Raw genomic sequence first — 23982 nt, forward strand, 5'->3', positions numbered from 1 at the left:
AAGTTAATTACCCGCCGTTAGCCGCCGATATAACCGCCGGCCTAACCACCGTGCTAAGACATTAAATAAGAGGACGGCCAAAACAAGAACCGCTGAGGCACCAGCTGAAACGGCACTGGCATCAGGCATAATCCCTTCTGAATTGATCTTCCAAATGTGAACTGCCAACGTTTCCGCTGGTCGCATTGGATTTAACGGGCTGGAAATGTTAAACGGATTCCAATCCGCAAAGTTCAGGGCCGGTGCTGATTGCCCCGACGTGTAGATCAGTGCGGCGGCTTCACCAAAGACCCGCCCGGCGCTTAAAATCACCCCGGTTAAAATACTTGGGACCGCCGCTGGCAGAATAACGTGTGTGACCGTTTCCCACCGGGACAGGCCCAATGCGAGTCCTGCTTCACGCTGGAGGTTCGGAATGGCGGCCAGCGCCGTCTCAATGCTCCGGGTCAACAACGGAAGGTTGAAAAACGTTAACGCCAACGCCCCTGACAGGATGGAAAAACCCATCTTGAAGCGAACAACGAACAGGAGAAAACCAAACAACCCCACAACAACCGATGGTAATGAACTTAAAATTTCAATGGCCGTCCGAACCAAACTCGTCAGCCAATTTTTCTTAGCGTATTCATTCAAATAAATCCCAGCACCTAACGCAATTGGGAATGAAATCAACATGGTTAGGATCAACAAGTAAAACGAGTTAAACAATTGAAGCCCAATTCCGCCGCCAGCAGTGAAGGCCTTTGCCGGTGTCACCAAGAAGTGCCACGTCAGCTTTGGCAGCCCAGCCACTAAAATATAGCCGAGTAAGAAAACCAAAATCAGAATGACAATCCCGGCGATGGCGTAGAAGACACCCGTTGCAATTTTATCCGCTGTTTTTGGATTCATTAGCGTAGCGCCCCCTTCCGACCGATCAACCGGATGACCAGGTTAAAGAATAGTGACATTAACAGCAGAACCAACGCAAGTGACCACAAGGCGTTGTTTTGCAAACTCCCCATGACCGTGTTTCCGATCCCCTGCGTCAGCACGGACGTTAACGTTGACGATGGTGACACCAAGTTGTTTGGAAGCAACGTTGCGTTCCCCACCACCATTTGAACGGCCAGCGCCTCACCAAAAGCCCGTGCCATCCCAAAAACGATGGCGGTTAAGATGCCTGGTGTTGCGGCCCGAAGCACCACTTTACGTGTCGTTTGCCACCGTGTTGCACCAAGTGCTAAGGAAGCTTCCCGATAGTAACGGGGAACAGACTTCAATGTATCCGCCGTCATTGAGGTGATCGTTGGTAAAATCATGACGAATAAGACGATTGTTCCTGAGAGAATCCCAAACCCACTCCCACCAAAAATGTGCCGAATAAACGGAACCACCACGGACAGTCCGATAAAGCCATACACAACGGACGGAATTCCAACCAGCAGTTCTGTAACGGGCTGTAAAATCTTGGCCCCGTGTTTTGGCGCAATCTCATTCATAAAGACTGCTGTCCCGATGGCAAATGGCGTTGCTAGAATCGCCGATAATAACGTGATCAAAAAGGACCCGACAATCATTGGCAGTGCACCGAGTTGTGGTTGGCCGTTAGCCCCCTTCACCGAAGGATCCCACGTCTTGCCACTTAAAAATGACCAAACATTGATGTGATTATCAAAGAACGTTGCCAACCCTTTTGCAGCGACAAACCAGAAAATCGCAATGACCACCGCCAAAATTAGCATTAGTGCCAAGAAGCTCACCGTGCGCCCGCGCCGCTCAATTCGTGTCGCCCGGGATATTTTTTGAAGCTGAGCCTTAATTGAATCTGTTGATGTTTCTTTCATCTTTACGCTCCCTTTAACGAATCGTCGTCACAACACCGGTGACGCTCCGGTCAACCTTCATTTGTGCCATGCTGATATAGCCTAATTGTTTCACCAGGGTGGACTGGATTTTATCCGACTGAATGTATGTCAAGAATCCCTTTGTCACACCAGTTGGTTGGCCGTTAGTATACATATGTTCATAGGACCAAACCTTCCACGCATTGGTCTTAACGTTTGCATCCGTTGGCTTCACCCCGTTGAGTGAAACTGGTTGAACCGTCTTATTAACGTAAGAAAAGGCCACGTAACTAATGGCACCCGGTGTCGTGCCGACAATGGAGCGCACCATCCCGGATGAATCTTGCTCCTGGGCCGTTGCCACTTTATGCTTCTTCAACGCCCACCGCTCAAAGGTTGACCGAGTTCCTGACCCTTGGGCGCGGTTAACGATCGTAATTGGAACGTCATGGCCACCAACCTGGCGCCAGTTTGTGTACGTCCCGTCAAATACTTTTTGTAATTGTGCCGTTGTTAAGTTAGTGACACCCGCATCCTTACTGACAATGGGCGTAATTCCCACAACAGCAACCCGGTGATCCACAAGGTGGTTCGCCTTGATCCCCGCCTGTTCACTCGCAAAGACATCCGAGTTCCCAATGGCAACGGCACCCTCTTGAATCTGGCTCAATCCGGTCCCTGAGCCACCACCCTGGACATTAATAAACACGCCAAAGTGTTCGCTACTATATTGTTCACCGGCGGCTTCAACTAAGGGTTGAAGCGCTGTGGACCCTACTGCCGTAATCGAGCCACCCGTGTTTGTCTGTTCACGCTGTCGATATCCTAAACCCAATAACCCACCAATTACGACGATGATGATTACCGTAATTGTTAGTTGTCGTTTGTTCATTTAGACCCCTCCTCGACCATCTCTAACTCACCTCCTAGTGTATAAAATGGATGTAAAGGCCCGTTGGTCAATGTGTAAAGGTTATGTAAAGGTCGCAAAAAAGGTCGTGTCGCACCGCATACACCGTTTAAAAAACGATTCATGCGCCGCTAACACGGCCCGTTATTATTTGGGAAAACTAACCGTCATCGTTGTGCCGACATCCGGTTGACTCTGAACACCCACGGTTCCGCCGAGCAACTCAACGAGTTCCTTAACAATCGCTAAACCAAGACCGGTTCCTGGTACCCGTTGTTTGGTATGCGACAACTCTGCACGATAAAACCGCTCAAAAATTCGTGCTTGTTGTGCCGGCGTCATGCCGTAACCAGTGTCCTTGACCTGCAACTGCCAGTTCCCCGTTGATGTGGTCGTCAGGCCAAACCTAATTGTCCCTTGCTGGTGATTATACTTTATCGCGTTCGACAACAGATTTTTAACAATCTGTGTCAGCATCCCCGCATCGCTCATTACAATGGTTCCCGCCGGAATGTCGTTTATCACCATCAACTCACGACGGTCAATGGACTGCCCCTGAAGCTTCAATTGTGCTGCCACCAACTCTGAAAGATTAACGGCGACCGGCGTTGTGGTTCGCCGTTGCGGATTTTGAAGCCGCGACACGGACAAAACATCTTCAATCAAATCCATCAGTTGGTGCGATTGTTCATCAATGATTTTTAAAAATTCCTGCCGGGTTTCTGGATCATTCTGCGCCCCGTTTAACAGCGTTTCCGTGAAGCCTGCAATGGCTGTCAACGGTGTCTTCAACTCATGTGACGCATTGGAAACAAAATCAAGTTGCATTTGTTCAATTTGCGTCACTTCGGTTAGATCGTACAGGAGCACCAGCACCTGTTCGTGGTGCGGACGGGGCTGATTATACAAGGTTGAGACTTCCAGCGTCCGCGTCGCTGCTGGCAACGTCAGGGTTAACGTTTGCCGCCGATTTGTGTGCTCACGGAGCGTCGTTTCGATCTGTTCGGTTAACGCATACTGCTGAACATCAACCGTGTATGGGTGTGGAATCGGGGTACTCGCAATTTCCAGTAGCTGCGCTGCCATCGGATTAAGCAACTGGGTCTGCCGGCGCCAGTCAATGGCAATTACACCAACAGGCAAATACTCCAGAAGACTATCCAGTTCACTTTCTTGGCGCTGAAAAACGTGGTTTTGGTGCCGTAATTCATCAGCCGCCATGTTGATTGCCTGCGTTAAATCTGCGTAAGCATGGTTTGGCGGTAGCAGTAATCGGTGTGTTTTTGCCGGATCATTAAGGTGCAAGACTTGCCCCGTTATATCACGAAGGACCCGTTCTTGACGCGCCATTAGCCACCACAACCCAATAAATTCACCTATTGCCGTTATTAGCACCGCAATGACGACTGCCACGTGATGTTGTGGGCTTGTCAGCGCCCATAAAGCAATCAAAAGGAACCCATTAAACAGGGTGGTGCCCCAAAGTAAGCGTCGTTTCAGCGTTTGCATTCGTTGTTACTCCCCGAATTGATACCCAAACCCCCGCACCGTTTTTAGCAGTTGCGGATGTTTGGGGTCACCTTCAATTTTTTCACGTAGATGGCTAATGTGCATATCGACCATCCGGCTGTCACCAGCATAATTGTAGCCCCACACGCCGTTAAGAAGCGCCTCGCGACTCAACACCCGTCCCTGACGCTGCACAAGGTAATCCAGTAGTTCAAACTCCTTTGGCGTCAATGCAATCGGCTGGCCCGCCCGCATGACCCGCAAGCGGTCTTCATCAACTGATAACTCGCCCACCGTAATGACGGGGTGGGTTGGTTCAGCGCTGGCACTTGGCGCATTACGCCGCGTAACGGCTTTAATTCGTGCAATAATTTCGCGTGGGGAAAACGGCTTAACGACGTAATCATCCGCACCAATTTCTAGCCCAAAGACCCGGTCAAATTCATCGCCCTTTGCAGTCACGATGATGATGGGCGTTTGAATTCCGGCACGACGCGCTTGCTTTGTGACTTCAAGCCCGTCTAACTCTGGCAACATTAAATCTAGTAGGACACAAAAATAGTCTTCCGTCTGAATCTTAGCCAATGCACTCGGGCCATCCGTTGCGATCTCAACGGCATACCCAGCCTGTTCAAGGTTATAGCGAAGCAATGTTACAATGCTCGGTTCATCATCTACCACTAAAATGCGTTTTGTCATGAGCCCTTCTCCAGCCACCTTTTTCCACAGATCACCATTTGTCACGTGCAGTATAGCATATTTTAGGTACAAAAAGGACCCGCCACACAGTGTGTTAGCGGGTCCTTTCACCTTAATCAGGATTTTTTTGTTTCAGGTTCCACTGCAAGTACGCATCAATAAACGGATCTAAATCACCGTCCAAGACCGCCTGTCCGTTCCCCGTTTCGTACCCCGTTCGGTGATCCTTCACCAATGTGTACGGTTGGAAAACGTAGGAGCGAATCTGTGAGCCCCAGCCAATTTCCATCTGGGTTCCCTCTAACTTCGCCTTTTCTTCGGCCTTCTTTTGTTCTTCACGTTCGTACAACTTCGCCTTTAACATGGCCATTGCCGTGTCTTTATTTTGGAACTGTGACCGTTGGGCCTGTGATGACACAACAATCCCAGTTGGTTCATGAATCAACCGAACCGCGGATGAGGTTTTATTGATGTGCTGACCACCGGCACCACTAGAACGGAAAACTTCCATCCGAATGTCATCCGGATTCAGATCCACCTCAACGGAATCATCCAATTCTGGCATAACATCCACACTCACAAAGGACGTGTGGCGCCGTCCAGCTGAATCAAACGGGGAAATCCGAACAAACCGGTGAACCCCTTTTTCACTTCGCAAATAACCGTAAGCGTTGGTTCCTGAAATGAGGATGGTCGCGCTATTTAACCCCGCAACGTCCCCCGCTTGGTAATCCACAATGTCGACCTTGAACTGGTGTTGTTCTGCCCACCGCGTGTACATCCGCAGAAGGTTTTGACCCCAGTCCTGTGATTCGGTCCCACCAGCACCGGGATGAATTTCCAGAATGGCATTGTTTCCATCGTACGGTTCATCCAACAGTTGGGTTAGGCGGTACGCCTGTAACCGTTTCTCAGTTGCAGCCACATCATCGTCCAATTGTGCCATCATTTCGTCATCTGGTTCATCGTCCAGCAATTCAATGGTGAGGGCCAGATTTTCCACGGCCTCATCCAGCTCCATAAACGTGTCGTGTTTTGCCTTCAACGCATTGTTGGCATCAATTACCGTTTGGGCCGCCACGTTGTCGTTCCAAAAATCTGGTTCGGCCATTCGGGCTTCATTTTCAGCAATGCTCTGATCTAGGGCATCAAGGTCAAAGTGACCCCCTAAAGTTCGTGATCTGTTGCTGCATGTCGGCTAACCGTTGTTTTGCTTCAGCTAGTTCCATAACATTCACTCCTTATTTTGTTAATTTAACGTTCTAAACAACTTGTCCTTCATAAACCAAAACGACTGACTTCCCGCATTGGAAAATCAATCGTTTTGATGTGCATTCACTCCACGGAATTAAATCACGATTGCCGCGAATTAACGTTCCATGTTTTGCCGAATTTCACTCTTCATGAAGAGACGGGTTGCGTCATATTCAATGTCGAAGACCATTTCTTCAAACATCGTAAAGGCGTTACTTTGGTATTCAATCAGTGGGTTCAGCTGACCATAACCACGTAATTGAATGGATTGGCGAAGCTGGTCCAGTGTGTCAATGTGATCAGTCCAGTGAGAATCCACACAACGGAGGATAACCACCTTTTCGAATTCAAGCATTTGGTTAGGATCGTACAGCTGCTTTTGTTTAGCTTGGTAAACGTCTTCGGCCCGGTCCATCAAGTAAGCCTTAATGTCCGCTGCTGATTTGCCAGACAACGTTTCAACGGAAATGGTGTCTTCATCAACCATTGCAGCCGTTGCGAAGTCGGCAATGCTTTCAAGTTCCCAGTTAGCCTGGTCACCATTTGTATGCATATCAACGATGCGGTTAACGGTCCGTTCGATCATCGGCATGATGACCCACTTCAAGTCATCTGGTTCGGTGATCACAGTTTGCCGTTGCTTATAGATAACTTCACGTTGTTCACGCATAACGTCATCGTATTGCAGCACGTTCTTCCGGGAATCATAGTTATTCCCTTCAACCCGCTTTTGAGCAGATTCAACTTGCCGCGTGATTAACCGGCTCTTAATGACCGCGTCATCTTCCTCAACGTTCATCCGTTGAAGCAGTGACTTGACCCGTTCAGAACCAAACCGGAGCATCAGATCATCTTCTAATGACAAGTAGAACTGTGAAAAACCAGGATCCCCTTGCCGTCCAGAACGGCCCCGAAGTTGGTTATCGATCCGCCGTGATTCATGACGTTCCGTCCCAATCACAGCAAGACCACCAAGTTCACGAACCCCAGGTCCAAGCTTGATATCCGTTCCACGACCAGCCATGTTGGTGGCAATGGTTACGGCACCCTTTTGGCCCGCATTCATGATGATTTCAGCTTCGCGGGCGTGGTTCTTCGCGTTCAGCACACTGTGGGGAATGTTCATTTCATCCAACTGGTGTGACAAGTATTCAGACGTTTCCACGGCCACGGTCCCAATTAACATTGGCTGACCCTTTTCGTGAAGTCGGTTAATTTCGTCCACAACCGCGTTAAACTTACTCTTCAAACTTGGGTACAGTAAGTCTGGTTCATCCTGTCTCAAAACCGGTTTGTTCGTTGGAATTGTGATAACTTCCATGTTGTAAATTTCACGGAATTCTTCTTGTTCCGTCTTCGCCGTCCCGGTCATCCCGGAAAGCTTGTCGTACATCCGGAACAAGTTTTGGTACGTGATGTTGGCCATCGTCTTGGTTTCTTCTTGGATGTCCACATGTTCTTTAGCTTCCAACGCTTGGTGCAAGCCGTCAGAGAACCGCCGGCCTTCCATGATCCGTCCGGTAAAGGAGTCAACGATTTGAACTTCCCCTTCTTGAACCACGTAGTCCTTATTGTTGAACATGATGAAGTTGGCCCGCAACGCTTGGTCAATATGGTGTGTTAGCGCCGTATTTTCAGTATCGTACAGGTTTTTTAGATCGAAGTATTTTTCAGCCTTCCGGTTTCCTTCATCCGTCAGTGAAACGGTCTTTGATTCAAGGTCAACCTTGTAATCCGTCTTTTCACGTAACGTCTTTGCAAACAGGTCAACCCGTTCGTACAGGTTTGTATTTCCGGCTGAACCACCTGAAATAATCAACGGTGTCCGTGATTCATCGATCAAAATGGAGTCAACTTCATCAATGATCGCAAAGTTTAGCCCACGTTGAACTTGGTCATCCTTGTAAACGACCATGTTATCACGAAGGTAATCAAACCCAATTTCACCGTTTGTTGAGTAGGTAATGTCAGAATCGTATGCTTCCCGCTTTTCAGCAGCAGACTTTTCAGCTCCGTTAATCCCAACGCTTAATCCTAGCCAGTTGTACAGTTCACCCATTTCCGTCGCGTCACGAGCAGACAGGTATTCGTTAACCGTAACAACGTGAACCCCTTTACCTGATAATGCATTGAGGTACACGGGCATGGTTGCCGTCAGGGTCTTCCCTTCACCAGTCTTCATTTCCGCAATATCACCATGATGGAGGACAATCCCCCCCATGATTTGAACCCGGAATGGAAAGAGGCCTAAAACCCGTTTGGCTGCTTCACGCGCAACACCAAAGGCTTCTGGCAGCAAATTATCCAAGGTTTCGCCATTTTGATAGCGTTCTTGGAATTCAGGCGTTTTTGCCTGTAATTCTTCATCACTTAATTTTGCATATTCATCTTCATAAGCCATGACTTCATCAGCCGTTTGGCCTAACCGACGAACTTTACGGGCATCTGATTCAACCCAATTTTTTAAGAGGTTTGGCATACAGTAACTTTTTCCTTCCCTTAGGCGCGTTAATGTTACAAACCGCGCAGTATATCAACTATATATTTTAGCATTAGATGGCCGTATTTAAAACTGGTTCGCCCGATTTAGCCACAGATTCTTCTTAATCCTAACGTTCCACTAACATTTACACAACGATGACCCACTCGAATTCCCCGCTTCTCAGTCAAAAATCCGGTGTTCATAGCCAACCACTTCAACAGTTGTCTAGTAAGGCAATAAAAAAAGCACCGCAATTGCGGTGCTTACAATGAACTCCATTTGGTTATTTAATCAATACTACCGGCTTGCAATAAACCGTAACGCCCATCATTACGACGGTACACAACATTAACTTCATCAGTCTCTGCATCTTGGTAAATGAAGAAATCATGGCCCAATAAATCCATTTGTAAAATGGCTTCTTCATTATCCATCGGCTTCAGCTGCAGGTTCTTGGTCCGAACCACGTCAAAGCGTGCTTCTGGTTGTTCTTCTTCAACAACCACTTCGTCTGGACGGAAGTCTAAGCCCTTGTAACCCTTTTCCCGAGACTTCCGGTTAACCTTGGTCTTGTATTTACGAACCTGACGTTCCAACCGATCCGACATTGTGTCGATACTCTTGTACAGGTCATCAGATGTTTCTTCTGCCCGTAACGTCAAGTATGGCAACGGAATGGTCACTTCTGCCTTTGCTGTTTTATCTGGATAGACCCGCAAATTAGCATGGGCAACAGCGCTGACATTCGGTTCCAAGTACCGTTCGATCTTGGTTACTTTCTTATCAACATAGTCTCTGAGTGCATCGGTTACTGAGATGTTTTCTCCACGAGTTTGTACATCTAACATAAAACTTCGCTCCCTTCCGAACTAAGTTCCCGCTATGCGGGGGCTTAAGCGCGTTTAGCGCTGTCTTCATGGTGCCACGTTGGGCGTTTACCATGAAGTGGTTTTGATAGGACCACTCTATCGCTACCTGTAACTTTATTATAGCGAACCTGTCGTTAACACTCAATAATAACCCCTCAATAAGGCGCATTAACGCGCTAATGTAAGCCCTGTCAGGGACTTTGGCCCCGCGTCTTGTAAGACTTGCATGGCAAATCGCATTGTTCGCCCGGTTGTGTACACATCATCAAAGATAAGCACCTGCTGACCGGTCAGTTTTCGACCAGCTTGTCCATCCAGTTCAAACGGTTGTGTTCGGGCTAACCGCGCCGTTCGGCCCAGTCGTGATTGCTGGACCTTCGTCACCGTTTGAACCCGTAGCGCCGAAACGACCGGGACACTGGATGGCAAAAGTAGCGTTGCCTGGTTAAATCCCCGTTTAACTAATGTTGATTGGGCCACCGGCATGGGCACCACGACATCCGGGTGAAGCGTCATAATAGCCGCCGTAACGCTTGGCTGAAAGACCGCCGCCATCCGACAATCACCAATAAACTTATACGCATGCATAAATGCTTTCATCGCCTCATTGTACTCAAACAGCGCTGCATTTGTGGCCGAAACGTCCGCCATTTGATTCCAACGCTCACAATCATGACATTGGCCAGGTTGTTGTTGAGCACGCCCGCACTGTGGACAGGCAGTCGCCCGGTCAATTCGGGTAAACGTCGCCAAACAACGGTCACACACTGCGCGTTGTGTCAGCGGCCGCAAGCAAAAGAGGCGCCCAATTGGCGGCCGCCAGGAAAGCGGCCGCTGACACATTACACAGGTTGCCATTCAGGCAACCGGCGGCCCTTTCGGTTAACCAGACGAATCTGGCGTTGGGCTTCCTTGATCGTTCGCGTTTGTGTACTGACCCATGCGCAAACAAGGCCAGTCGGGCGGTCAGCACTTCGGCCCGCACGGCCTGCCATTTGGACTAACGCCGCACTTGAAAAGACCGGGTCATCCGCACCTAAAATCAACACATCAATGCCCGGTAACGTGACCCCCCGCTCTAAGATCGTAGTCGTGATCAACCCCTGAACTTGCCGTTCACGCATTGCTGTCACTTTTTCCAGTCGCTCAGGATCCGTTGCGTGGACCGTCGCAAACGTTAACTTTGGAAAGACACGGGTCAAGATTTTTGCCACGACCGCTAGTTGGGCCACATGTGGGACAAACAGTAAGAAACGTTGCTCACGCTTGATGAATTGGCTTAACACCCGTAACAGCCCGGCTGGCAAGTGGTGCCGTGCTAGCTGGCGGCGCCAATTAATCGCCAACCGAACGGTCAATTCTGGCAGAACATGTCCGTGAAAACGTAAGGGTAAGTAACTCAACGTGAGCCGTCCGTGGTGAACATCACGCAATAGTGCCCGGCTTGGTGTTGCTGTCAGATACAACGTCGCGCCCGTTAGTTTTCTAGCGGTTGCGACTGCCACCGCCAAGCGCGGGTTGTGTGCAAATGGAAACGCATCGACTTCATCCACGACGATAACATCAAAGGCGTGGTAAAATCGATAGAGTTGATGCGTCGTGCACACCGTCAGCTGGCGATACGCATACGGCCGTGTTTGCCGTCCATGCAACACTGCAATTGGGACGCCTGCAAACGCCCGTTTTAACCGTGGCGCAAGCTCCAAGCACACATCGACGCGGGGTGAGGCGACCGCAATTCGGTCACCACGCGCCAGGGCATCCGCCAACCCAGGAAACAACATCTCCGTTTTTCCAGCCCCTGTCACCGCCCACAACAAGTGCTGGCGGCGTTGCTGAAAGACGGTCACGATCACTTGAGCACACGCCGTTTGCAACCGGGTCAGTTCGCCCTGCCATGTTAACGGATGGACTGGCGGATTAAACGCATTTTGTTCCGGTAACCCCACCAGTTGTTGCCGACTGGTGACGCGGCCAAGTGTTAAGCACGCGGGGCAAAAATAGGTTCCAGTCGCCAGGCGGACCTGGTCGCTTGCATGCCACGTCTGGCACCGCTCACAACGAATCCGCCGGCCGTGCTGACTCATGGCCGGCCGTCGCTGCAAGGATGCCACTTGGCGCAGATCAACGTCACTCAATTCATCGGATAGTAACTGCCGTCCATATAATTGTTCTGGATTCATGGTTGCCCCCTTTTACATCTATCAGTACATACGTTAAGTCCCCTAAAAATATTTTCACGAGGTTATTTTATGTCAGTCCCCCCATTTTTATCCCTTGCTGAACCACACGAAGCAGAGCAAACCATTAAAAAATCACGGTTTATCGGTAACGCGGCACCAATCACCTCAGAAGAAGACGCGCAGGCCTTTCTGACCAGTGTTAGCGACGCCCTTCCAAAGGCCAACCACCATACGTTTGCTTACGTTATCGGCGACCACGATGAAATCACCCGCCAAAGTGACGGCGGTGAGCCCAGTGGCACGGCAGGATCACCGCTCCTAAACGTCATTACCCGACTTGGCTTGCACAACGTGATCATTGTGGTCACCCGCTTCTTTGGTGGCATCAAGCTCGGTGCCGGCGGACTCATTCGGGCTTACGGCAGCACGGCCAGCCTGGCCGCAGCCGGTTCCGTGGTTGCCCGGCAACGGCTAGCACGTTACCAAATTACGCTCAGTTATCAACAGGCCGAACCACTCACACCGTGGCTCACCGACCGTGTCGTCACCGTCGTGGATACGGCTTACGCGGTCGCCGTGACGTTTACCGTGCTGGTTAACGCGGCAGACGCCACGTTTGTCGCCGATCTCACCAGTAAAACCAACGGTCAAGCGCAAATCGTTGATACCGGGGAGACGTTTGCGTTTGTTCCTTATGATCCAGAAACGACCAAATAAAAGCAGCCCCCATCAATGATGAAGGGCTGCTTTTATTAGACACTATTGTTTTAAGTGGTAATTGTACGTGGACACAATGATGTTTTCACGTGAATTCAACACCGTCCGTAACCGCAAACTGGTTTGGTTATGCAGGATGTTTTGCCATGGTCGCCGTGGAACGAACTGTGGAACCAGCACCGTGGTACTGTAATTTCGTTCCGCCGCCCGTTTCGCAATGACATCACAGAACCGCAGCACAGGTCCAGAAACTGACCGGTACGAGGAGTGGATGTCCACAAACCGAACGTTTGGGAAGTCCCGTTTGAACTCAGCAACGGTCTCCCGTTCCTTATTTGGGTTTTGGTCAAACGACACGTGCATCGCAATGACGTAATCCCCAATGGATTCCGCGTAGTCGATGGCACTTTTGGTCACCCGCGTCACGTTCGAAACCAACACGATTACCGTTGCCCCATCATAGCGATGTGGCTTGGCCTCCGCATTTTCAGCAACCCGCAATTGGGCAGCCACCGTTTTATAATGGGAGTGAATTTTATGGAACATCCACAGTAAGCCCACCATGACGATTGGGTAAGGCCACACGTTACTAAACCGGGTCATGAACAAGAAGATGGCAATGGCGGCGGAGATAAACGCCCCGATAAAGTTAATGAACGCTTTGCCTTGCCAGAACCCTTCCCGTTCACGCCGCCAGTGAATGATCATTCCTGATTGTGATAACGCAAACGGAACGAACACCCCGACAGCATACAGTGGGATCAGTAACGTTGTTTGGGCGTCAAAGATCACGATCAACGCAATCGCCCCTAATGCCAACGTGATGATCCCATTGGAATAACCCAACCGGTCCCCACGGTCCATGTAAGCATGGGGCAGATTTTTATCCTTAGCCAGGTTGTACGCCAAGATTGGGAACGCTGAGAACCCGGTGTTGGCGGCAACAGCTAAGATCATGGCCGTCGATGTTTGTAACAGGTAGTACAGTAAGCCGTGTCCAAACACGCCGGCCCCAATTTGAGAAAGGACCGTTTGTGTTGCCATTGGCTTGATACCCAACCAGTAGTTGATAAACGTAATGCCAGCAAAGAACAGGGCCAAAATTGTGGCCATGATGGCCAACGTTGCGGCGGCATTGTTTGTCTTTGGTTTTTTAAAGTTCGGCACCGCATTACTGATGGCTTCAACCCCGGTCAGTGAAGATGATCCAGAACTGAACGCCTTGATGAACAGTAACGCTGTCATGCCCTTAACGGGCGCTCCAACGGCGGCAGTGGCGTGGTAGGCAACCTGTCCCGTAACGATGTTGTAAATCCCGACAATGATCATCAGTAAAATCATGCCGACGAAGAAGTACACCGGAATGGTCAGGAAGTTGGCTGACTCACTCATCCCCCGAAGGTTCAGGGTCATAACGAACAGCACGATGACAATGGAAATCAAGACCTGATGGTGATACAACGACGGAATCGCCGACGTGATTGCCTCGGTTCCTGACGTCACGGAAACCGCCACGGTCAACATGTAGTCAACTAACAGTGACCCCCCAGCAACAAGTCCCGCGGGCCGCCCCCAGTTAGTTGAAGCCACCACATAGGCGCCACCACCAGATGGATACGCATGAATAATTTGTTGATAGGACAGCGTGATCGCCAATAACAGAATCAAAACGATTCCGGCAATCGGCAGTGAGAACCAAATGGCGGCTGCGGATAAGGTTACCAACACCGTCGTAATTTGTTCTGTCCCATACGCCACAGATGACAATGCATCTGAGGACAAGAGCGCCAAGGCTTTAAACTTCGTTAGGGCCTGGCCACCCTCATCCAATGTTTTTAGCGGCTTACCAATTAACAGTCGCTTTAAATAGCGCCACATAAAGAAACTCCTTTAATATCGCCCATTTCACTTAAAAATAGACGCTTTAATTATTTGAATTATCAGCCTGCTTAAGGATCAAAGCTGGCTAAAAACGGCAAAAAAGCCACAACATGGCCGCGGCTTTCTAGCTCACTCATTCTACACTACATTTTGAACAAACACCAAACAAACCTGTGTCTTTTCTCAATGAATTAGCTGATAAATAATTAATAAAAAGCTGTCACTTTTCACATTACTATCCATCATTACGGGCACTAAAAGTGGCGTAAAGCGCGATAAATAAGGGGCTAACACCCATTGGTGTCGGCCCCTTATTTATTAAACAATTTATTATGGTACTAAAACTACATCATTCCGCCCATTTGAGCAGCTTGTGCCGCAGCAGCGGCGTCAGCAGCACCGTTGTCTTGCTTTGGTTCTTCAGCAACAACTGCTTCTGTTGTCAGTAACAATGATGAAACTGAGGCAGCATTTTGCAGTGCTGACCGGGTAACCTTGGTTGGATCCACGATTCCGGCTTCAACCATGTCAACCCATTCATCAGTTGCAGCGTTGTAACCAACGCCTGGCTTTTGTGACTTCAGCTTTTCAACGATTACTGAGCCTTCCTTACCGGCATTAGCAGCAATCTGACGAACTGGTTCTTCCAGGGCACGCAACACAATGTTGATCCCTGTTTGAACATCGCCTTCTTCTGTCAATGCAGCAACGGCGTCAATCACGTTGACCAAGGCAGTCCCACCACCAGATACGAAACCTTCTTCAACAGCGGCCCGCGTTGCATTCAACGCGTCTTCGATCCGGTAACGGCGTTCCTTTAATTCCGTTTCCGTAGCGGCACCAACGTTGATCCGCGCAACACCACCGGATAATTTAGCCAACCGTTCTTGCAACTTTTCTTTATCAAAGTCAGACGTTGTGGCTTCCAGTTCGCTCTTGATGTTAGCAACCCGTTCTTCAACGGCCGCCTTGTTACCTGCACCTTCAACGATGGTAGTGTTGTCCTTAGTAACCGTAACCTTACCTGCTTGACCCAACTGTTCAACGGTTGTGTCCTTCAAGTTCAGGCCAAGGTCATCAGTCACAACGGTTCCGCCAGTCAAGGCAGCGATGTCTTCCAGTTGTGCCTTCCGCCGGTCACCAAAACCAGGCGCCTTAACGGCAACCACGTTGAATGTTCCCCGCATCTTGTTCAATACCAACGTTGGGAGTGCTTCACCGGTAATGTCATCGGCGATGATCAACAATGCACGGCCCTGTTCAACAACTGATTGCAATAATGGCAAGATGTCTTGGATGTTCGCAATCTTCTTGTCGGTAATCAGGATGTATGGGTTGTCTAAGTCAGCTTCCATCTTGTCGTTGTCGGTAACCATGTATTGACTCATGTACCCACGGTCAAACTGCATTCCTTCAACAACATCGGACGTTGTTTCGATTCCCTTAGATTCTTCAATGGTGATCACACCATCGTTACCAACCTTTTCCATTGCGTCGGCAATCAACGTCCCGACTTCTGGATCAGCGGCTGAAATGGACGCAATCTGAGCAATGTCAGACTTAGTCTTCACATCGTGGCTCATCTTGTGCAAGGCATCAACGGCGGCGTTGGTTGCCTTTTCGATCCCGGTGCGAATCCCAACAGGGTTTGCACCCGCCGTAACGTTCTTCATCCCTTCGTTAACGATGGATTGCGTCAACACCGTGGCGGTCGTTGTTCCGTCACCGGCGATGTCGTTTGTCTTGGAAGCAACTTCTGCCACCAACTTAGCACCCATGTTTTCGAAATGATCCTTTAATTCAACGGCCTTGGCAATCGTTACCCCATCATTTGTGATGGTTGGTGAACCGTATGTTTGTTCCAAAACGACGTTCCGTCCCTTTGGTCCAAGCGTTGTCTTTACTGTGTTTGCTAATTTATCGACCCCAGCGAGCATTGCGCTCCGGGCGTCTTCTGAAAACTTCAAATCTTTAGCCATTTTTCTGCCACCTCAACTGTATTTTAGTGTGCTGACACATGCTTATTTCGGTTTGTTAACGCTGCGTTGTTATTCAACAACCGCAACGATGTCTTTTTCATGGAGAACCAGGTAGTCATTACCGTTATCTGAAACTTGGGTTCCCGCATATTTGTCAAACATCACAACGTCGCCCGCTTTAACAAGTGGGGCAACCGTCGTTCCGTTGTCCAAAATCCGGCCAGTTCCAACTGAGATAACCTTCCCAGTTGTTGGCTTTTCCTGTGCATTACTTGCAAGGACAATGCCACCAATGGTCTGTTCTTCTTCTTCTGAAGCTTGTAAAATAACGCGATCTCCTAATGGTTTTAACACGTTGATTCCCTCCAATATCATTATTATAATCAGAGCTTTTAGCACTCTTATACGTTAAGTGCTAACAACATGCTCTATGATAACCATGCCGCTTTCTGAATGCAAGTGTTTTGGTCAAACTTAGTCAAAAAGTTTTTTCCCAAGCCACTGACGCCCCATTCACCAAGACATACGGCAACGTGAGCCAAATGTTTTTTGACAATAAAAAAACATCTGGCTCATTGTCCAAATGTTGTTAAACCGTGCTTATTCGTCGTCCTCTTCCCCATCGTCGCCACCTTCGTAATGGTCGATGAAGTAAATCAAGGTTTGTAATTCGTTTGTTAAATCGACGTTTTGAACCCGAATGTTGTCAGGAACCGTTAACCGCCGTGGCGTAAAGTTCAAAATTCCCTGAACACCAGCTTCAACCACTTGATTCGTCACGTCTTGCGCTGTGTCTTCTGGCACACTCACAATTGCAATTTCAATTTGTTGATCCCGCAACTGTTGTACCATCTCATCCAGTGGATAAATTGGCACACCACTTTGAACTGTATTAATGATGGCTTCGTTCACATCAAAAGCGGCACTGATCCGAACGTTACTGTTTTGGTGGAAGTTAAAGTTGAGCAATGCATGCCCAAGGTTCCCAACCCCGATCAATGCAACGTTAGTCAGTTGATCCTGATTTAAGATTCGTTTGAAGAATTCAAGTAATTTAGGCACGTCATAGCCGTAGCCCCGTTTTCCTAGTGCACCAAAATAGGAAAAGTCCCGCCGAATCGTGGCGGAATCCACCTTCACTGCTTCTGACAATTCTGTTGATGAGACGCGCATCTTATCTGCGTTGAGGAGAATGTTCAAGTATCGATAATAAATTGGCAACCGTTTTGCCGTTGCCCGTGGAATTCGTTGTTCAGCCACAGCAGTCACTCCTTTTCTTTCCGCACTTTGCGGGTTATCCTTGTGAAACTCGTTGTAAGGTAAATTATAGCATAGGGCCCCTTATTGTGAAGCATATTTCATATCAGCATTCGGGTATTTCGCAAAATTACAAGGGCATTTCACCATTTTTCAATGCGCAAAAGTGGCTTAAACCGGCGTTTCTTTTACTGATTAATTTTTAGACCACTTCTCGAGTGGTTACACGCGTTTATCCACCAATCATTAGTTCATTTCACGAACTTTTTGTCCCTTTCGCAATCCCACCCCACAACATGCTAAAATAGAACAAAGACTTTTATGATGTAGGAGACCTCAATTTATGCAAGTGCTTCAGGTGCAACAAGTTGCGCGACGTTTCGGCGCTGATACTTTATTTCAACACGTTTCAATGACCATTAACGACCGCGACCGTGTCGGTTTGGTGGGCCGGAATGGTGCCGGAAAATCCACCCTGCTGAAAATGATTGCTGGCATTACGGAGCCTGATGAGGGGACCATTTCCTCTTCAAAGGGCGCCACCATCGGCTACCTTCCCCAGGACGCCGGCTTAACCTCGAGCAACACCGTCTGGGACGAAATGCTCACCGTTTTTGCTCAGCAGCAGCGTCAGGAAGCCCAGTTGCATCAACTCGAAGCCCAAATTGCCGACCCCGCGGCTGATCATACCAGTACAGATTACACCCACTTACTAACCGACTACGACCAGTTGCAGCACGACTTCACAGAAAATAACGGTTATGGCTATCAGGCCACGATTCGTGGTGTTCTCCATGCCTTTCATTTCGATGAAGACACGTACGACCGTAACGTCACCAGTTTTTCTGGTGGGCAAAAGACCCAGCTTGCACTTGCCAAACACCTTCTTCAACGCCCAGACCTGCTGATTTTGGATGAACCAACAAACCATTTGGACATCCAAACGCTAAGTTGGCTAGAGGATTACCTGAAAACGTACCCGGGAGCCGTCCTCGTCGTTTCACATGACCGGTACTTTCTTGACCATGTCGTGACCACCGTCTACGACATGAACCAACACACGTTGACCCATTACACAGGAAACTACTCAGCTTATTTAAGCCAGAAGGCAACACGGCTCACCACTGAACAACGGGCGTACGATAAGCAGCAGACCCAAATCAACGCCCTTGAAGATTTCGTTAACCGTAACATCGTCCGTGCCTCAACCACCAAGCGGGCCCAAGCCCGGAGAAAACAGCTCGCAAGTATGGATCGGTTGGAGGCACCCAAAGATGACGATCGCTCCATTCGCATTCGGTTTGAACCATCTGGTGAAAGTGGGAAAGAGGTGCTCAAGGTCCAGGATGTCAGCATTGGCTACATGAGCGACCATCCGCTGGCCGAACACATTAATTTAGACGTCGTTAAACAACATGCGGTCGGCATCGTTGGTCCCAACGGGGTTGGTAAATCAACCCTCTTGAAATCCATTTTGGGCCAACTGCCACTGCTTGCTGGAACTGTCAAACTTGGTGCCAGCTTGAGCATTGGTTATTATGATCAAGAACAAGCAATCCTGCACGATGACAAGACGGTCCTTAGTGAAGTGTGGGATGAACACCCCACCATCCCTGAACGTGATGTGCGGACACTGCTTGGTAGTTTCCTCTTTACCGGAACCGACGTCGAAAAGCGTGTCAGCGCGCTGAGTGGTGGTGAACGCGCCCGGCTCTCGCTCACAAAACTATCCTTAGATCACGATAACTTTTTAATCTTGGACGAACCCACGAACCATTTAGACATTGATGCTCGTGAAGTTTTGGAAGAAGCCCTGAACGCTTTTACCGGAACCATTCTCTTTGTCTCACATGACCGGTACTTCATCAACCAGGTGGCCACTGAAGTCGTCGAATTATCTGCGGCTAAGACACGCTGGTTTGACGGTGATTACGATGACTATCAGACCGCCATCGCAGCTGACCAAGCAACCCTGCCAACGACGGAAGCCACTCCGACCACAACGGCCGCGGCCTCTGCCTATCAAGCCAGTAAGGCAGACCTTCGTGAGCAACGGAAATTCCAGCGGCAGGTAACTGCGCTCGAAGAACAAATTGACGCGTTGGACGAACAGATCACCACCGTGACGGCGACCATGCAGCAACCAGAAAACGTTCGTGACATCGGTAAACTCACGGATCTTCAGCACGAGCTGGATGCACTAAACGAACAAAACGACACCCTGTCACTTGAATGGGCAACCGCAAGTGAGGCGCTTGAAACGTTTAACGCAGAACATAACTTAGCTTGATCCTGATTAAGCTAAAATTAAAATGACCACCTTCTCAAGAATTGGGAAGGTGGTCATTTTAATTTGTCATCATTAGTTAGGCGTCCATTCCTGGCAACCAGGGAAACTCAAGACTTGGATCGGCGTTTAAATCTAACCCCGCAAAGTGTTGCTCAGCCAGCTCAATGTGGGCGGCTGCCCCGATCATGGCTGCATTGTCACCACAAAGTGCCAGTGGTGCTGCCACAAGCTTTGTCTCGGGAAAACGTGTCGTGAGCAGCTCTGCCAACCCATCACGCAAGCCACGGTTAGCGGCAACCCCACCGGCTAGAACTAACTGGTGAACGGGGAAATCTTTCAGAGCCGCACTCACCTTCGCCACGAGAACATCAACCACGCTTGCCTGAAAACTTGCGGCTAAGTTCGCGCGGTTAAGTGTTTCACCCCGCTGATCAGCATTATGAACGGTGTTAATAAAGGCACTTTTCAATCCACTAAAGCTAAAGTCATAATTGGCTTCATGAATCATTGCCCGTGGAAAGTTAAACGTATCTGCGCCCTCATGAGCCAGGCGATCGAGTTCTTTTCCTGCCGGATACGGAATGCCAAGGACACGGCCGACCTTATCGTAAGCCTCACCCGCTGCGTCATCGCGTGTATCACCGATGATTTCAAACGAGTTGGCCGCCTTCATGAGAACAATCTGGGTATGCCCACCGGAGACTAACATCGCTAACAACGGAAACGTCAACGGTTCAACGTAACGGGCCGCGTAAATATGGCCCGCCATGTGATTCACCGGAACCAATGGTAACCCATGTGCAAACGCAAACGTTTTGGCCGCGGTTACACCAATAAGTAACGAACCAACCAGCCCTGGCCCATACGTGACCGCAACCGCCGTCAACTCAGCGGGCGTCACCTGTGCTTCTGTCAGCGCCTTTTTGATCCCAATGGTAATTTCTTCAATGTGATGACGGCTGGCCACTTCTGGCACCACGCCACCAAACCGTTGATGACTCTTAATTTGTGTTGCAACAAAGTTACTGAGAATGCGGTCACCATTTTCAACAACGGCAACACTCGTTTCATCACAACTGGTTTCAAAAGCTAAAATCAACTCACGTTCCTGCGTCACAATGTTCTCCTTTTACCTTTCGTTGCATGATTACGGCATTCTCACTGGGTGCGCTGTAATAGTTCGGACGTACCGCAATGGCGTGAAACCCCAGGCGCTGGTACAACGCCCTGGCAGCGTCATTATGTTCGCGCACCTCAAGTGTGATTACCTGCGCCGATTCATGAGCGTGTAGCCACACGGTCAACAGCTGACGCCCCAGCCCGCGGCCTTGCGCCTGAGCACTAATGCCAATGTTGGTGATTTCTGCCTCATCAAGCACCTGGCTCCCACTGATAAAGCCCAGTGGTTCTCCGTCCTGCTCGATCAGCCAGTAATCACTCGTCGCTAACCCAAGGTCGCGTTCAATAACGGTCTGTGACCATGGTGCCCCTGTCGCGTACGCACTCGCAGCGAGCTGCTCAATCAGCTGGGCACCTTTGTGTTTGTCAACCGGTTCAAACGGCCGACACACAACGTTACTCATCTGCTGGGTGGCTATTGATTAGCGGAAGTAACATGTCAACGGCATCCTCATGGTCACCAAAGTAGTACCCACGTTTAATTCCCGTCTGCTTAAAGCCAAGCTTTTTATATAAACGTTGCGCGCCGGTATTGCTCAAACGCACCTCCAACGTCACCTGGTGCATCCCCATGTGTCGTGCTTTACGAACCAACGTCCGCAATAAAAATTCACCTAAGCCGGAATTCTGCCATTGTGGCAACACCGCAATGTTCGTCACGTGGGCATCCTTCCGCCGCCGGTCAAGGGAGCACCCCGCAAAAGCAATCAACTGGTCATCCTTACGAATAACGAGGTACAACCGATCTTGTTTCCGCTTTAATTCATTGGCAAATGCTTGGTCATCCCACGGTGTTTTGCCATCATAGACAGCCCGCTCCACGGCCACGATTTCTGGAATGTCTGGGAACTGTGCACGTCCTAAAAAGTACTGCACATCACGAATCATCAACCGATGATTTTTAATGTCCAGATCTTCCACTTGCTGTTGGCGGACGTCACTTGCAAAGTGCCGTTGATACCATTTTTGGACTGTTGCCTTACACTTCTTCAACATAGTTCGTGTTCGTCTCTCCTGGATGTGCAGCCGCCCACTGTGCTTCAGCTGGGGATAACCGCAAATATTTCGGTACAAAATTATCAATATTCTCAACTGGTGCGATTGCTTGACCAAGCTGCCCTAAGACACCCGCATCGGGTAAATTATCAGCTGTTGGCGCAAACAACGCGTTGTCACCTAACTGGTTCACAATTTCATCATGGTAACGGGTTGTTTCCCCCACCAGTAAAACAGGTTCGTTCAGGTCAGCCAACAACGTTAACCATGAGGTCAGGTTCGTATGCTGGTCAGCAATGACATTCGTTAATTCGCCCTCTTTGACACGGTAGCCACCAGCATAAAGTTGGGTGTTCCGACCATCAAACACGGGAACAATCAACTGGTTGGACGCTTGCGCTACACCACCAGCGAGCACGGCAAGACTTGAAACACCAACCAATTCTAGGTTCAGCGTTGCCGCTAATGTTTTGGCCGTGGTGACGGCAATGCGGACCCCGGTGTAAGAACCAGGTCCTTGTGCCACAACAACACGATCAAGGTCCGTCGGTTGCCAGCCCTCGTCGGCCATTAAGGAAGCAATGGCTGGCATCAGTTGAACGCTATGATCAAGCTGTGTCGCCGTCGTTACTTTACCGACAACGGTCTCATCTTCTAATAATGCCACGCTTAGCGGCCGGTTTGATGTATCTAATGCAAGTACCTTCATGTCATGCCTGGCTTTCATTTTTTTCGTTCGTTTAGACGTCCATTATCTTAACACATCTTCACAAAAACCCCTAGGGCCATCCCCAATCCTAACGAGTTGTGTCACCGCTTTACGTTCAGTACATCGGCAATAAAAAAAGTTCACTGATCATCATAAATGATCAGTGAACTTGATTAATTGAATATTGGATTAACGATCTTCATAACCATGTGGATGGCTTTGGGTCCAAGCCCATGCTGTCTTGATGATGTCGTGCACATCATCGTATTGTGGTTGCCAGCCCAAAATTTCACGGGCATCCGTTGAATCAGCGACCAGTGAATCTGGGTCACCGGCACGCCGTGGTCCAATTTTAGCAGGAATTGGTTTGCCAGTTACTTCACGGGCAGCTTCCACCATTTGTTTCACTGAGAAACCAGTCGATGAACCAAGGTTAAATGCCCGGCTGGTGTTGCCGTCAGCCAAGTAGTCCAGCGCCAAGATGTGCGCATCCGCTAAGTCTAAAATATGGACATAGTCACGAACGTTTGTCCCATCTGGTGTGTCGTAATCATCACCAAACATATCAATGTGGTCACGTTCGCCAAGTGCCGTTTGCAAAATGATGGGTAACAAGTGGGTTTCTGGGTGGTGATCTTCCCCAATTGAACCATCGGCCTTTGCACCAGCTGCGTTAAAGTAACGCAGTGCAACCCACTTAATACCGTAAGCTTCATCACACCAACGAATCATGTGTTCCATGATCAACTTACTTTCACCATATGGGTTGATTGGTTCCTTGTGGTCATCTTCATGAATTGGAATCCGCTCTGGCACACCATAGGTTGCCGCTGTGGATGAGAAGACCATTCGGGTACAGCCTTGTTCATGCATCACTTCAAGTAATGTGATCATGCCACTAACGTTGTTATCGAAGTACTTTAACGGATCCTTCATGGATTCTGGCACGATGGAAAATGCGTCCATGTGAATCACGCCATCAATTTGTTCTGTTTCAAAAACATGCGTTAAAAAGTCATGATCACGCGTGTCCCCTTCGTAAAAATGGGCCGCGTCATTTACGGCAGCACGGTGGCCTGTGGATAAGTTATCCACAACAACCACGTCATGGCCCTTTTCGATCAACCGATCAACCATGTGTGAGCCGACATACCCGGCCCCACCAGCAACTAAAATTGACATTTTATTTCCTCCACAATTATGTTATCGCTTTCAAGCATAGCACAGCGACGCTTTCTCGCA

General features: G+C 49.2%; 21 protein-coding genes. 2 read left to right on the top strand and 19 right to left on the bottom strand.

Going from position 1 to position 23982, the window contains the following annotated elements; translation table 11 throughout:
• Positions 1 to 3: 3 nt before the first annotated feature.
• The 10 genes from pstA to ACRYI5_RS04785 form a co-directional block, all read right to left on the bottom strand.
• The gene (gene pstA, locus ACRYI5_RS04740) at positions 4 to 891 is read right to left on the bottom strand and encodes a phosphate ABC transporter permease PstA (protein ID WP_407878687.1); all 888 of its coding nucleotides are present in this window, start codon (positions 889 to 891) and stop codon (positions 4 to 6) included.
• Positions 891 to 1826, bottom strand: coding sequence for a phosphate ABC transporter permease subunit PstC (gene pstC / locus ACRYI5_RS04745; protein ID WP_448224457.1), 936 nt, complete (start codon positions 1824 to 1826; stop codon positions 891 to 893). The genes pstA and pstC overlap by 1 nt, the downstream gene beginning before the upstream one ends.
• Before the next feature lie 13 nt (positions 1827 to 1839).
• Positions 1840 to 2718: a phosphate ABC transporter substrate-binding protein PstS family protein gene (locus tag ACRYI5_RS04750; RefSeq protein WP_448224458.1), complete on the bottom strand. Its 879-nt coding sequence runs from the start codon at positions 2716 to 2718 to the stop codon at positions 1840 to 1842.
• 165 nt (positions 2719 to 2883) lie between these two features.
• Entirely contained in the window at positions 2884 to 4245 is a 1362-nt protein-coding gene (locus tag ACRYI5_RS04755; RefSeq protein ID WP_407878682.1) for a sensor histidine kinase, read from the bottom strand.
• A 6-nt stretch (positions 4246 to 4251) separates the two neighbouring features.
• The gene (locus ACRYI5_RS04760; RefSeq protein WP_448224459.1) at positions 4252 to 4944 is read right to left on the bottom strand and encodes a response regulator transcription factor; all 693 of its coding nucleotides are present in this window, start codon (positions 4942 to 4944) and stop codon (positions 4252 to 4254) included.
• Positions 4945 to 5056: 112 nt separating this feature from the next.
• Positions 5057 to 6173 (bottom strand): peptide chain release factor 2 gene (gene prfB / locus ACRYI5_RS04765; protein ID WP_448224460.1). Its coding sequence is split into 2 segments (ribosomal slippage): positions 5057 to 6100 and positions 6102 to 6173, totalling 1116 coding nucleotides; the frame shifts between segments, so codons are not numbered across the junction.
• A gap of 140 nt (positions 6174 to 6313) precedes the next feature.
• Positions 6314 to 8677, bottom strand: a complete 2364-nt coding sequence (secA, locus tag ACRYI5_RS04770; protein WP_448224461.1) for a preprotein translocase subunit SecA — start codon at positions 8675 to 8677, stop codon at positions 6314 to 6316.
• A gap of 290 nt (positions 8678 to 8967) precedes the next feature.
• Entirely contained in the window at positions 8968 to 9528 is a 561-nt protein-coding gene (gene hpf / locus ACRYI5_RS04775; RefSeq protein ID WP_407878675.1) for a ribosome hibernation-promoting factor, HPF/YfiA family, read from the bottom strand.
• A 189-nt stretch (positions 9529 to 9717) separates the two neighbouring features.
• Positions 9718 to 10200, bottom strand: coding sequence for a ComF family protein (locus ACRYI5_RS04780; protein ID WP_448224462.1), 483 nt, complete (start codon positions 10198 to 10200; stop codon positions 9718 to 9720).
• A gap of 191 nt (positions 10201 to 10391) precedes the next feature.
• Complete coding sequence (locus ACRYI5_RS04785; protein ID WP_448224463.1) at positions 10392 to 11732, bottom strand: DEAD/DEAH box helicase; 1341 nt, start codon at positions 11730 to 11732, stop codon at positions 10392 to 10394.
• Positions 11733 to 11801: 69 nt separating this feature from the next.
• On the opposite strand from ACRYI5_RS04785, the gene ACRYI5_RS04790 reads away from it, so the two are divergent.
• Positions 11802 to 12449 carry an IMPACT family protein gene (locus tag ACRYI5_RS04790; RefSeq protein WP_448224464.1) on the top strand — a complete coding sequence of 216 codons (648 nt, stop codon included), beginning with the start codon at positions 11802 to 11804 and terminating at the stop codon, positions 12447 to 12449.
• 42 nt (positions 12450 to 12491) lie between these two features.
• Here ACRYI5_RS04790 and ACRYI5_RS04795 read toward each other — a convergent pair whose 3' ends face one another.
• The 4 genes from ACRYI5_RS04795 to ACRYI5_RS04810 form a co-directional block, all read right to left on the bottom strand.
• A complete protein-coding gene (locus ACRYI5_RS04795) occupies positions 12492 to 14327 on the bottom strand; it encodes an APC family permease (RefSeq protein WP_448224465.1) in 1836 nt (611 codons plus the stop codon).
• Between the two features lie 347 nt (positions 14328 to 14674).
• A complete protein-coding gene (gene groL / locus ACRYI5_RS04800) occupies positions 14675 to 16309 on the bottom strand; it encodes a chaperonin GroEL (protein WP_448224466.1) in 1635 nt (544 codons plus the stop codon).
• A gap of 69 nt (positions 16310 to 16378) precedes the next feature.
• Complete coding sequence (gene groES / locus ACRYI5_RS04805; RefSeq protein ID WP_407878669.1) at positions 16379 to 16663, bottom strand: co-chaperone GroES; 285 nt, start codon at positions 16661 to 16663, stop codon at positions 16379 to 16381.
• A 246-nt stretch (positions 16664 to 16909) separates the two neighbouring features.
• Positions 16910 to 17569, bottom strand: coding sequence for a redox-sensing transcriptional repressor Rex (locus ACRYI5_RS04810; RefSeq protein ID WP_407878668.1), 660 nt, complete (start codon positions 17567 to 17569; stop codon positions 16910 to 16912).
• Positions 17570 to 17909: 340 nt separating this feature from the next.
• On the opposite strand from ACRYI5_RS04810, the gene ACRYI5_RS04815 reads away from it, so the two are divergent.
• Positions 17910 to 19856, top strand: a complete 1947-nt coding sequence (locus ACRYI5_RS04815; protein WP_448224467.1) for an ABC-F family ATP-binding cassette domain-containing protein — start codon at positions 17910 to 17912, stop codon at positions 19854 to 19856.
• A 76-nt stretch (positions 19857 to 19932) separates the two neighbouring features.
• On the opposite strand, the gene tsaD is transcribed toward ACRYI5_RS04815, so the two are convergent.
• The 5 genes from tsaD to galE all read right to left on the bottom strand — a co-directional run bounded on the left by tsaD (position 19933) and on the right by galE (position 23922).
• Positions 19933 to 20973 (bottom strand): tRNA (adenosine(37)-N6)-threonylcarbamoyltransferase complex transferase subunit TsaD, encoded by a 1041-nt coding sequence (gene tsaD, locus ACRYI5_RS04820; protein ID WP_448224468.1) that lies wholly within the window; start codon positions 20971 to 20973, stop codon positions 19933 to 19935.
• On the bottom strand, positions 20957 to 21439 hold the full coding sequence (gene rimI, locus ACRYI5_RS04825; RefSeq protein ID WP_448224469.1) for a ribosomal protein S18-alanine N-acetyltransferase: 483 nt from the start codon (positions 21437 to 21439) through the stop codon (positions 20957 to 20959). Before rimI (ACRYI5_RS04825) ends, tsaD begins: the two co-directional genes overlap by 17 nt.
• Positions 21432 to 22031 carry a ribosomal protein S18-alanine N-acetyltransferase gene (gene rimI, locus ACRYI5_RS04830; RefSeq protein WP_448224470.1) on the bottom strand — a complete coding sequence of 200 codons (600 nt, stop codon included), beginning with the start codon at positions 22029 to 22031 and terminating at the stop codon, positions 21432 to 21434. The genes rimI (ACRYI5_RS04825) and rimI (ACRYI5_RS04830) overlap by 8 nt, the downstream gene beginning before the upstream one ends.
• Complete coding sequence (gene tsaB, locus ACRYI5_RS04835; RefSeq protein ID WP_448224471.1) at positions 22015 to 22740, bottom strand: tRNA (adenosine(37)-N6)-threonylcarbamoyltransferase complex dimerization subunit type 1 TsaB; 726 nt, start codon at positions 22738 to 22740, stop codon at positions 22015 to 22017. Before tsaB ends, rimI (ACRYI5_RS04830) begins: the two co-directional genes overlap by 17 nt.
• Positions 22741 to 22929: 189 nt before the next feature.
• Positions 22930 to 23922, bottom strand: a complete 993-nt coding sequence (galE, locus tag ACRYI5_RS04840; RefSeq protein WP_448224472.1) for a UDP-glucose 4-epimerase GalE — start codon at positions 23920 to 23922, stop codon at positions 22930 to 22932.
• Positions 23923 to 23982 lie beyond the last annotated feature (60 nt).

Source organism: Furfurilactobacillus sp. WILCCON 0119 (assembly GCF_053471565.1).